The organism is Salegentibacter sp. 24 (assembly GCF_004362395.1).
Taxonomy (GTDB): Bacteria; Bacteroidota; Bacteroidia; order Flavobacteriales; family Flavobacteriaceae; genus Salegentibacter.
Genome location: NZ_SNWE01000014.1, coordinates 101406 through 112840 on the forward strand (window position 1 = coordinate 101406; position 11435 = coordinate 112840).

An 11435-nucleotide genomic window follows, 5' to 3' on the forward strand; every position below is an offset into this window, starting at 1 on the left:
ATTAGTAGTTAGACTCCTGATTCGTTACAAAGTTTAACAGGTATTTTATTTTTTTCTGAAATAAACTGAAATTGGAACCCCGGTAAGGTCAAATTCCTTTCTGAGCTTGTTCTCAATAAAGCGTTTATAAGGATCCCTCACATACTGTGGGAGATTGCAGAAAAAAGCAAACTGAGGCTGTGGAGTGGGTAACTGTGTGCAAAATTTGATCTTTACGTACTTGCCCTTATAAGCCGGCGGAGGATTTTGCTCGATTATAGGAAGCATTATATCATTAAGTTCGCGGGTTTTAATTTTCTTGCTACGATTTTCAAAAACCTTAACGGCAGTTTCTATCGCTTTAAAAATACGTTGCTTGGTAAGCACCGACATAAATACAATGGGCACATCGGTAAAAGGTTCAATTTCGCGCCTGATCATAGCTTCGAATTCTTTCATGGTATTGGTTTGCTTATCCTCAACCAAATCCCATTTATTTACCAGAATAACGATTCCTTTTCGATTTCTTTGAGCCAGCCAAAAGATATTCTGTACCTGTCCGTCAAAACCACGTGTGGCATCTAAAATCACCAAACAAACATCGCAATTCTCTATAGCCCTAACAGAGCGCATCACAGAGTAAAATTCAAGATCCTCTTTAACTTTAGACTTCCTTCTAATTCCAGCAGTGTCTACCAGATTAAATTCAAATCCAAAACGATTATATTTTGTATCCATAGCATCACGGGTAGTTCCCGCAATATCGGTAACTATATACCGCTCTTCCCCTATCAATGCATTGATGAAAGATGATTTCCCTGCATTTGGACGTCCGACCACTGCAAATCTTGGTAATTCGGTTTCCTCTTCAGCTTCGTTTATGGGCAGAGCTTCAATTAAAGCATCAAGCAGATCTCCGGTACCGCTTCCATTGGTGCTGGCAATAGGGAAATATTCCCCAAGACCGAGAGAATAGAATTCCACCGCATTTTCAAGTCTTTTATTGTTGTCCACCTTATTTACGGCCAAAAGCACCGGCTTGTCCACTTTTCTAAGCAGTTGCGCAACATCTTCATCCATAGGCGTCACCCCGCTTTCAACATCTACCATAAAAATAATGGCGTCGGCTTCATCGATAGCTAGCTCAACCTGCTTATCAATTTCCGCTTCAAATATGTCGTCGCTCCCAACCACGTAACCACCCGTATCTATTAGGGAAAAATTACGCCCATTCCAGTCAGATTTTCCATAATGGCGATCGCGGGTTACCCCACTAACCGAATCCACAATCGCCTCACGGCGTTGAATCAATCGGTTGAAAAAAGTAGATTTGCCAACATTTGGTCTTCCTACAATGGCTACAATATTGCCCATAAGTCTATTCTTTATTAAGTTGCAAAATTAGTGGATTTTTTGCGCAATATTACGGAGGTTAGGAAAAAAGATGTTTTCTTCCTCTAAGCTGCATAAAATGGAAAACTTAGATTATTTGGTGTTTATTAAAATCACTCCATTTCTACCTTTCTCTCCGTAAATAGCCCTAATTGTAGGTGTCTCCGGTAGGATCCTATAACTTTCCATTGTAGAAGTATTTAACAAATTAATACTTTTGAAATTTGCTGGCTTTTCATTTATAAATATCATAGGGAACTCGGTTGCGGGAGTCTCCTGGCTTATTTGCAATTCACTTTCTGCATCCTGAATCACTTTTTTATAAAAATCAGTTTTTTCTTCTGCATCCCCTATTAAGTGGTCTACAGAAATCACACCCATTCCTATCCGATAATTCCCTTGAGGTAAGTGATTTATAAATCGATTTCTGAGTGATTTTGATGAAAATTGTTCATAAGAATCTAAAACAATTTCATTTAACTCTTTACTCCCGTAGCCGGAAAACTGGTGATATGCTTCAGATGTATTAATTTCTATGGTAAGGGGATATTCATCGATTTTACTTCGTTCCTCCTTATTTTTAAAAAAGTTTAAACCTGGAATTCGCGCTTGCAAAGAATCTAAGTTAAATTTTTTTTGCAAAGTATAGGTTTCTGAAATAGTCTTTTCACCTTGGGAAACATAATAAGTTATCTCAACACTTTCACCAAAAGTCAATATTTCATTTTGTCTCCAAATTCTGATTTTTTTGTCCTCACTAACACGTAAATCTTCTAGATTTAAATGACTCAGTTTTTCATTTAAATCTTTATGAAATATGTGACTAGGTTTATTTTCTGCAACGACAAGCTGCTTTTGGCAATAGCTATTTACAGTGATCAGTAAGCTCAGAACTAGCAAAGTATTCTTCATAAGAAAAGACTGAATTTTTAATCATTATAACCGAAACGCTTCAGTTGGCGTTGATCACTTCGCCAGTTTTTGTTAACTTTCACATAAAGCTCAAGATGAACCTGTTTTCCGAAGAATTTTTCGAGATCTTTTCGTGCTTCCACACCTACCCTTTTTAAAGCCGCACCTTTATGTCCAATAATAATTCCTTTTTGCGTTTCGCGCTCTACCATAATAACGCTTCGCATTCTAATAATTTTATCCTCTTCAAAAAATTCCTGCGTATCAATTTCTACCGCGTATGGAATTTCCTTTTTGTAGTGCATTAAAATTTTCTCACGAATTATCTCATTAACAAAGAACCGTTCAGGCTTATCGGTGAGTGTATCTTTTGGATAAAAAGCTGGAGATTCAGGTAATAACTCTATTATTCTATTAAAAACTTCAGCTACATTGAAACCTTCCAGCGCCGACACCGGAAAAATTTCTGCATTAGGTACTTTTTCAGTCCACATCTGCACCTGGTTTTCCAGTTCTTCCTGATTGGATTTATCAATTTTATTCAGTAATAAAACAACAGGAATGTCAGCTGCGATTATTTTATTAAAGAAGGCTTCATCTTTCAGCTCCTTTTCACCAATTTCTACCATATACACCAAAACATCGGCATCTTCAAAAGCGGATTTAACGAAATCCATCATAGATTCCTGTAACTGATATGCCGGTTTTATAATACCAGGGGTATCACTAAGAATCATCTGAAAATCCTCACCATTGACAATTCCTAAAATACGGTGACGCGTGGTTTGCGCCTTAGAAGTAATAATAGACAGCTTTTCGCCTACAAAAGCATTCATAAGGGTGGATTTTCCTACGTTTGGGTTCCCTATAATATTTACAAATCCTGCTTTATGTACCATTTTACGAATGTTTATGTTGCAAAGGTAAGACGATTACCTAACAGATATCTCCTTTTGGTTTAATTTTATTTCTAAAGCAGGTTATCTGCTAATGCTCCAGGGATTTTCATTAGCAGATTGATAATCAGCCTGCCTGATATTATGAAAGTATTAAAAATGCATACTTAATATATTATAAACTTTTCTATTGAAAATAATTAACTAATTTTACTGGCTCTTATGAAGTACAGAAGCAATAAACAGTCATCTCCACTTACTCCGCCCTAGGGAGTTAAGATTTTATCCTCTTATATTCTAACAATTTATTCCCTGCGGAAAAATCCGCTTTCCAATATTTATTAAAATTAAATTCTGATGCAGAAAATCTTCAACCTGTTTGATTTTTCACAAAAAGTAGATTACAAAAACGAAATTTTAGCTGGACTTACCGTAGCACTCGCCCTAATTCCCGAAGCAGTAGCTTTCGCCTTAATTGCAGGGCTTTCTCCTTTGACGGGTTTATACGCCGCATTTGTTATGGGGCTGGTTACTTCCATTTTAGGCGGAAGACCCGGTATGATTTCTGGCGCAACAGGGGCCGTAGCCGTAGTTATTTTTGGGCTTGCAGTTTCCCACGGCCCTGAATATATTTTTGCCACTGTTGTTCTGGCCGGATTAATCCAGGTATTGGCAGGAGTTTTAAAACTCGGCAAACTTATACGGCTTGTACCGCATTCTGTTATTTTCGGTTTCGTGAACGGATTGGCAATTATTATTTTTATGTCCCAACTAGACCAGTTTAAGGCCTTAAACCCACTGACAGGAGAATTAGAATGGATGACCGGTGCGCCAATGTACACCTACCTTGGACTGGTAATTACCGCCATTCTAATTATTTGGCTATTACCCAAACTCACAAAAGTAGTTCCCGCAACTTTAGTGGCTATTTTAGTGGTTTTTGGAATTGTTACTGCCCTGGGAATAGACACCAAAACAGTGGGAGATATCGCCTCCATTAAAGGTAGTTTTCCTCCCTTTCACATTCCAGTGGTTCCTTTGAACCTTGATACTTTAGTCCTTATTTTTCCATATGCGGCTATTATGGCCGGGGTTGGTTTAATTGAAAGTTTGTTGACATTAAATATTGTAGACGAAATTACCGAAACCCGTGGTAGTGGAAACAAAGAATGTGTAGCTCAGGGTACTGCAAATGTACTTTCTGGATTTTTTTCCGGGATGGGGGGTTGCGCTATGCTCGGTCAGAGTCTAATTAATGTGTCATCCGGAGCTCGAGCTCGACTTTCAGGAATTGTAGCAGCTGTAAGTTTATTACTCTTTATTATGTTCGGCTCTTCTGTGATTGAATTACTTCCTATGGCTGCACTTACCGGAGTTATGATTATGGTTGCAGTGGGGACCTTTGAGTGGGCCAGTTTAAAAACTTTTAGAAGGATGCCCAAATCTGATATTCTTGTAATGGTTTTGGTTACGGTGGTAACTGTAATACTTCATAACCTAGCTTTAGCGGTATTAATTGGAGTTATTATCTCGGCACTTGTTTTTGCCTGGGATAACGCCAAACGTATTCGAGCAAGAAAACGTATAGACGAAGACGGCATAAAACATTATGAAATCTACGGCCCGCTTTTTTTCGGATCTGTTCAAGCCTTTAATGATAAATTCGATGTTTTAAACGATCCTACAGAAGTAATTATAGATTTTTCTGAAAGTCGCGTGGTAGACATGTCCGGGATCGAAGCATTAAATAAATTAACGGAAAGATATCATAGACAAGGCAAAAAACTTCATCTGCGATATTTAAGCCAGGATTGCCGAAGATTGTTAAGCAATGCCGATGCAATTATTGATGTAAATATTCTTGAAGATCCAACGTATAAAGTTGCTGTAGATAAGCCTTAAGTTTCTTAACTTTAAACTTCAAACTAAAAACGCACAAGATGACTATAATTGCAGAAGGAGAAAAAAAGTTTGAAGAAATAACTTCCGTTCAGAATAAGGCTATGCGCCTTAATCTTAACGAAAATATCTACGGAACTTTTGCGGAAATTGGCGCCGGACAGGAAACCGTCCGCCATTTTTTTAGGGCTGGAAACGCTTCAGGTACTGTGGCAAAAACCTTAAGTGCCTACGATAAAGATTTTAGTGATGCTATATACGGGATTGAGGATGACGGCCGTTACGTTACCGAAGATCGACTAACAAGTATGATGCGTTATGAAACAGGTCTTATTGAAGAACGAATTTCACGCCTTAAGCATCCCAATAAATTATTTTTTAGTTACGCCAATACCGTTGCCACCATAGATTGGGCTAAGAAATATAAGGGTCACGGGTGGCTGGGTATAAGATTCCAAACCAAACCAGGAGAAGATTACAGCGAAATTGTCCTTCACGTTCAGTTTCACGAAAATAATGCATCTCACCAGCAAATAAGCCTGGGAATTATGGGCGTAAATCTTATATATGGTGCATTTTACCATCATGATAATCCAAAAAACTTACTCAAACATTTATTTGATCATCTTACCATTGATAAAATTGAAATTGATGCGATTAACTTCAGCGGCCCCGCTTTTAAAGCTGTAGACAACCGCTTAATGAGCTTAGAGTTACTTAAAAAAGGGATCACCGAAGCCATTATGTTTGCTCCAGACGGTAATAATGTGCTGCCAGCCAGTATACTCTATAAAAAAAATATTCTTACCCTTCGCGGAAGTTTCAGGCCCGTTACAAAGGTAAACATGGCGATGTATGAAAAATCGCTAGAGCTTTTCCTTAAGGAAAGAAAAGTGGATAAGGAGAAAACGGTAGTGATATTTGAAATTACCCTATCCAATTTAAAGGGCGAAGGAGAAATAGACGAGGAGGATTTTCTTGACCGGGCAGATTTATTAGGCTCTTTAGGTCAAACGGTGATGATTTCTAATTTCCAGGAATACTATAAGGTGGTTGAATATTTTGGACAACACACCAAAGAGCGAATGGGCCTTACCATGGGTGTAAGTACGCTTCGGGATATCTTTGATGAAAGATATTATCGCCATTTAAGTGGTGGTATTTTGGAAGCTTTCGGAAAATTATTCTTTAAAAGTCTTAAGATCTATCTCTATCCCCTGAAAGATGAGGATACCGGTGAGATTATCACCAGTGAGAATTTAAAGGTTCACCCAAGAATGCAGGAACTCTATCAGTACTTTAAGGATAATGGTCGCGTGGTAGACATTAAAGATTACGATCCTGAAACTTTAGATATCCATTCCAGACAAGTGCACCAAATGATCACGGAAGGAAAATCTGGCTGGGAATCTATGCTTCCAGAAAGCACCACTAAAATGATTAACGAAAAGAAATTATTTACCAAAAAATAATCTAATATTAGAAAAACTGGTAACCCAAGGTTTTAAATATTTGCGAGTAAAAGATTTTCATTTTTTATATTTTTTTAGCTAGAGCAGCTTATAAGCAACAAACTTTCAGGAGAGATCATTAACATAGCAAGGACATTAGTTGTTATAGCGTATATATAAAATCGAAAGTTTTAATTCAGCTTGCCTTTAGCCGAAGGCATTCACCCTGTATTCTTGATGGCTCCAATGGGAAAATTCTGCCTCTTCTATTGATTGGTATAATAAGTTCGCGATAGTTAATTAGATAATTTTCATTTTTTAAATTTCAGTTCTAATTTTATCTATTACCTCTTCAATATTGATTTTTTTCTACCCCTTTAACATGTGTAAAGTATTTTTTTTTTACAAAAAAGAATGGAGTTAAGATGCATAAAAGCTATTCAGAAGTAACCGAATAGCTTTTTGCATAATATTTATAAATAAAGTTATCTATTCCAGGGATTAATTTGATGTCAATTAATCCTGGTAAAATGAATTTGGCCAGGCATCATTACCGGAATTTATATCTGGTAAAATTTTGGTCGGATCTAGTTCTACATTTTCTATAGTTTTATCTGTTCGGTGTAAATAATTCCAGGTATCACCACGTTGCCAGATTTCCACCGGAAGCTTAACTAATTCTGTAGATCCATCCCCATATGTAATTTCCATCTTAACGGGCATTGGAATTTCTCCTTCGTTTGCGAGAGAAATTATATAATTTCCTTCATAGGGGCTTACACCATCTAATGCAATATCTATATTCCCTGTACCATAGAACCATTTTTTAAAGAACCACGAAAGGTTTTCTCCAGTAACACTTTCCATATGATTAAAAAAATCTGCTGGTTGCGGATGTTTGTAAGCCCAGGTTTCTATATAAGAGATGAATGCGTTATCAAAACGTTCTTCCCCCACGATATATTCTCTTAACAACAAAAGGCCAATTGCGGGCTTGTAATAAGCCGTCATACCAAGGTTTCTTAAATTAGTGACATCGGGATAGGTATTGATTCCCTCGCGCTGTTCGCTGGTAAACCAACCAGTCATATTCCTGGTTTTATTTAAACGTGCAGGATATTCACCCTCATTAAAGGCAAGGGTACTGTAATAATTGATAAAAGTATTAAAACCTTCATCCATCCAGGCATACCTTCTTTCGTTGGTACCTACAATCATTGGGAACCAGTTATGCCCGAATTCATGATCCGTAACCCCCCAAAGCGAAGCACCCTCACTTTTCCAACTGCAAAAATTCAATCCGGGATATTCCATCCCGCCGATATCAGCGGCAACGTTAACTGCAACTGGGTAAGGGTACTCAAACCACTTATTAGAATAATGCTCTACAGAAGCTTTAGAATACTGGGTAGAACGGCTCCAGGCTCCATCTCCCATACTCTCTTTAGGGTAAGCAGACTGTGCCATGGCTTTGTTCCCGCCAGGCAGGTCTATCTTTGCTGCATCCCAAATAAAAGCTTTAGAAGAACCAAAAGCAACATCACGGGTATTTTCCATTTTAAAATGCCAGGTAAGAGTTCCTTCCTGCTTCGCCCTGAGAGACATATCATTTACTTCTTCAGGTTTAATCAGATAAACAGTAGAATCGCTTTCTGCAGCTCTTTCCATTCTTTCCCTTACCGTAGAGGATAATACCTGTCTAGGATTTTGCAATTCTCCTGAAGCTACCACTATATGACTCGCAGGTGCGGTGATTTTATAATCGTAATCTCCATAATCTAAATAAAACTCACCAGCTCCCAGATAAGGTTCAATATTCCAGCCTTCTATATCATCTAGTACTGCTGCTCTTGGGAACCATTGCGCCATAGCGTAAATAGTACCATCTTCGACTTGCAGTCTTCCCATTCGGTCCATCCCCTCTACAGGGATTTTATATTCAAAATTCATAGAAATGGTAGCTTCACCTCCATTGGCCGGAATGGCTTTATCAAAGAAAACCTGCATTCTGGTATCAGTTATTAAATATTCTGAAGAAGAACTTCCTTTGACTTCTGCTTCCAGGTTAGAAATGGTATAACCTCCATCTATATCTCCATTATACCGATTTCCTTGGATAGGAGTAGTTAGGGTTCCCCGCGAATCTTCGGTAAACCTGTTTTGTTCTAAATGCATCCATATAAATTCCAAGTCTTGCGGACTATTATTGGTATAGGTCAAGGTGATATGACCTTTCATGGTATGGTTTTCATCATTTAAAGTGGCTTCAATCTTATAATCGCTTTCGTTTTGCCAGTATTCTGGACCGGGTTTTCCTGTAGCAGTACGGTACATATTACCAGTACGGTCCATGAATTCACTAAAATCACTTTGGTTGTTCTCTACAACCTCCTGAGCCTTGGCGCCGACCGAAAACAGTCCGGCAATTACAAGTCCCAGCATAGCTTTGGATAAGTATCTCATTATTTTTAAGTTTTTATTGTAATTCGCGCTAATTTAACCAAACTGATTAAAAAATCCTGAAAAAACGAAACTTATAAAAAGCGGAAAGTATGAATAAATGAAGATTTATAATTCCCGAACTTGATATTGAATTCTCCCAAAATATGCTCTTATTTCCTTCAAATTCCAATTGGCGTAAATTTTACTTAAATTAGTTTACTATTCCTGTCATACATTATAATACTACCCGCCACGGAAACATTGAGACTTAAACTGGACTTAAATTTTACTAAATAATGTGATTTTTCTATAGCTTCCTTGGAAAGACCGTGATCTTCCGCACCAAGTAGATAAACGCAACGCCTTGGATGGGTAAAAGTTTCTAAAGGTTTAGCAGTTGCTGTTATTTCAACCCCTACAAGCATTGCACCCTTGGGCAAGTGTGAATAGAACTCTTTAAAGGTTTTATAATGAAAATAAGGCATTGCACCTACAGCTTTATGGGTATCACAAGCCTGTTTGGCATACCTATTCCCAATGGTAAAAATAAAACTAGCCCCCAAATTTTGTGCAGAACGCCAAAGTACCCCTAAATTTTCGGGAGTTTTTCCATTTTGTATACCAATACCAAAAAAACCCTGTTCTAAATTGTCTATCTTCATAAGGGTCCAAAAATAAAATAATTATAATTTACACGGGATTTCTAGCCGATTAAACCTGATATTTATCATTTTTTATAGTGTAAATGCCCTTTAACTTTAGGTGAAATATTAAAATTATGAAATACATACTTATACCAACCGATTTCTCTGAATCTGCAGTTAATGCTTCAGAATTCGGGATTGAAATGGCGAAGGTCCTGGGATATCCTTTACGTTTTCTGCATAGCGTTCCAACGCGTGTGGACTGGTCTAAATTAAATGTGGAGGAGGAGAAAAAATATCCGGAAACTAAAGAGCAGATTAACACGGCAAGGGAGCAATTAAAAAACTGGGAGAAAAATGCGATCAAAGAAGGTGTGGAGGCCGATCATAGTTTAATTTTTAACACCGGGATGGATGAACTTATCAATTTTGTCAATCCTGAGCATTATGAGCTAGTAATTATGGGTACTCACGGAACCCAGGGTTTTGAAAAAATAATGGGTTCTAATACTCAAAAACTTATCCGTCAATCAAAAGTACCGGTTTTAGCTATAAAACACCAATTTGATTTTAATAGGCTGAAGAAAGTACTTATTGCAACAGATTTGAAAGAAGTTTCCCAAAAAGCCTTTCAGAAGGTATACCGCATTCTGCAAAAATTGAATCTTGAAAAAGAACTGGTTTATATAAATACTCCGTATGATTTTAAAGAACAAGATGAAATAGATAATATAACGAAGACATTTTTGGAAAACATCCAGGTAAAAGAGATAAAAATAGCATGTTTTAATGCAAATAATGAGGTCAGAGGTATAGGGATGGCCCTAAACAAAATAAAACCAGATCTTTTTACAAGTATAAGCCACAAACGGACCGGTTTTGACACCATTTTTAGTCCTAGTATTACCGAAGAGATTATTAATAACTATGATATTCCTGTACTGAGTATAAATCGCGATATCTAAACTGAAAACGCAAGATTTTCCCCATAGTTGATATTCCACTGAATTTATAATTTCGATAATTACAAATCAGTAATTATGAAATTAATAAAAGCCTTATATAACCTTAAAGAAATTTCTTTGAGTCTATATGTTTTCCTGTTTTTTTTATTTGTTCCCATGGTATCCTGCCAGGATAACAAAGAGGAACATATAGAGAAAAACCTCATGGCTGAAATACGGCAGGAGAAAAAACTAAGTAAAGAGACGATTGAAAATAGAGGGAAGTACCTTGTAGAAATGATTGGTTGCCACGATTGTCATTCTCCAAAAAGAATGGGAGAGAGTGGCCCTGAATTAATTTCAGAATTAGCCTTTTCAGGTTTTAATGCAAATAGCGAGCTACCCAAAATTAATAAACAAGCCCTGGAAAACGGATGGATGTTAATGAATGCTGATTTAACGGCATTTGTAGGTCCCTGGGGAATCAGCTATTCAGCAAATTTAACACCGCACCAGACCGGGATAGGCAGCTGGAATTTTGAACAATTTAAAAGAGCTATGGTAGAAGGTAAATATAAAGGCCTTGAAAATGCTCGAATGTTATTACCTCCAATGCCCTGGCAACATTTCAAAGATGTTGAAGAAGATGATCTAAAAGCTATATATGCCTATTTAAAAAGTTTGGAGCCTGTAGAAAATATTGTGCCCTCACCTAAGCCCTTAACGGAATTATAATAAATTATTCATTCCCTATAGGGTAAAAAAAAGACCCTTACAGTCTAACTGTAAGGGTCTTTAAAAAAAAGGCGGTGACATACTCTCCCACAAATAGCAGTACCATCTGCGCTAACGGGCTTAACTTCTCTGTTCGGAATG

General features: G+C 37.3%; 9 protein-coding genes. 4 read left to right on the top strand and 5 right to left on the bottom strand.

Annotated elements, in window-relative coordinates; genetic code table 11:
- Window positions 1-45 precede the first annotated feature (45 nt).
- The 3 genes from der to era all read right to left on the bottom strand — a co-directional run bounded on the left by der (window position 46) and on the right by era (window position 3182).
- Window positions 46-1353 (bottom strand): ribosome biogenesis GTPase Der, encoded by a 1308-nt coding sequence (der, locus tag DET49_RS11520; RefSeq protein WP_133548246.1) that lies wholly within the window; start codon window positions 1351-1353, stop codon window positions 46-48.
- 111 nt (window positions 1354-1464) lie between these two features.
- Complete coding sequence (locus tag DET49_RS11525) at window positions 1465-2283, bottom strand: hypothetical protein (protein WP_133548247.1); 819 nt, start codon at window positions 2281-2283, stop codon at window positions 1465-1467.
- A gap of 17 nt (window positions 2284-2300) precedes the next feature.
- Window positions 2301-3182, bottom strand: coding sequence for a GTPase Era (era, locus tag DET49_RS11530; RefSeq protein ID WP_133548248.1), 882 nt, complete (start codon window positions 3180-3182; stop codon window positions 2301-2303).
- A gap of 354 nt (window positions 3183-3536) precedes the next feature.
- Between era and DET49_RS11535 the strand changes: the two genes are divergently transcribed.
- A complete protein-coding gene (locus DET49_RS11535) occupies window positions 3537-5081 on the top strand; it encodes a SulP family inorganic anion transporter (protein WP_133548249.1) in 1545 nt (514 codons plus the stop codon).
- A gap of 38 nt (window positions 5082-5119) precedes the next feature.
- Window positions 5120-6550 (top strand): TonB-dependent receptor, encoded by a 1431-nt coding sequence (locus tag DET49_RS11540; RefSeq protein WP_133548250.1) that lies wholly within the window; start codon window positions 5120-5122, stop codon window positions 6548-6550.
- Between the two features lie 495 nt (window positions 6551-7045).
- Here DET49_RS11540 and DET49_RS11545 read toward each other — a convergent pair whose 3' ends face one another.
- Both DET49_RS11545 and DET49_RS11550 read right to left on the bottom strand, forming a co-directional pair.
- Complete coding sequence (locus DET49_RS11545; protein WP_133548251.1) at window positions 7046-8992, bottom strand: M1 family metallopeptidase; 1947 nt, start codon at window positions 8990-8992, stop codon at window positions 7046-7048.
- Window positions 8993-9177: 185 nt separating this feature from the next.
- Window positions 9178-9633 carry an RNA methyltransferase gene (locus DET49_RS11550; RefSeq protein ID WP_133548252.1) on the bottom strand — a complete coding sequence of 152 codons (456 nt, stop codon included), beginning with the start codon at window positions 9631-9633 and terminating at the stop codon, window positions 9178-9180.
- Between the two features lie 116 nt (window positions 9634-9749).
- Between DET49_RS11550 and DET49_RS11555 the strand changes: the two genes are divergently transcribed.
- Both DET49_RS11555 and DET49_RS11560 read left to right on the top strand, forming a co-directional pair.
- Complete coding sequence (locus DET49_RS11555; RefSeq protein WP_133548253.1) at window positions 9750-10580, top strand: universal stress protein; 831 nt, start codon at window positions 9750-9752, stop codon at window positions 10578-10580.
- Window positions 10581-10655: 75 nt separating this feature from the next.
- Window positions 10656-11294 carry a c-type cytochrome gene (locus tag DET49_RS11560; RefSeq protein ID WP_133548254.1) on the top strand — a complete coding sequence of 213 codons (639 nt, stop codon included), beginning with the start codon at window positions 10656-10658 and terminating at the stop codon, window positions 11292-11294.
- The last annotated feature ends 141 nt before the right edge of the window (window positions 11295-11435 follow it).

Bases quoted from the DNA above. Each gene is read 5' to 3' on its own strand.
- der (WP_133548246.1), bottom strand. From the start codon at position 1,353: ATGGGCAATATTGTAGCCATTGTAGGAAGACCAAATGTTGGCAAATCT.
- DET49_RS11525 (WP_133548247.1), bottom strand. From the start codon at position 2,283: ATGAAGAATACTTTGCTAGTTCTGAGCTTACTGATCACTGTAAATAGC.
- era (WP_133548248.1), bottom strand. From the start codon at position 3,182: ATGGTACATAAAGCAGGATTTGTAAATATTATAGGGAACCCAAACGTA.
- DET49_RS11535 (WP_133548249.1), top strand. From the start codon at position 3,537: ATGCAGAAAATCTTCAACCTGTTTGATTTTTCACAAAAAGTAGATTAC.
- DET49_RS11540 (WP_133548250.1), top strand. From the start codon at position 5,120: ATGACTATAATTGCAGAAGGAGAAAAAAAGTTTGAAGAAATAACTTCC.
- DET49_RS11545 (WP_133548251.1), bottom strand. From the start codon at position 8,992: ATGAGATACTTATCCAAAGCTATGCTGGGACTTGTAATTGCCGGACTG.
- DET49_RS11550 (WP_133548252.1), bottom strand. From the start codon at position 9,633: ATGAAGATAGACAATTTAGAACAGGGTTTTTTTGGTATTGGTATACAA.
- DET49_RS11555 (WP_133548253.1), top strand. From the start codon at position 9,750: ATGAAATACATACTTATACCAACCGATTTCTCTGAATCTGCAGTTAAT.
- DET49_RS11560 (WP_133548254.1), top strand. From the start codon at position 10,656: ATGAAATTAATAAAAGCCTTATATAACCTTAAAGAAATTTCTTTGAGT.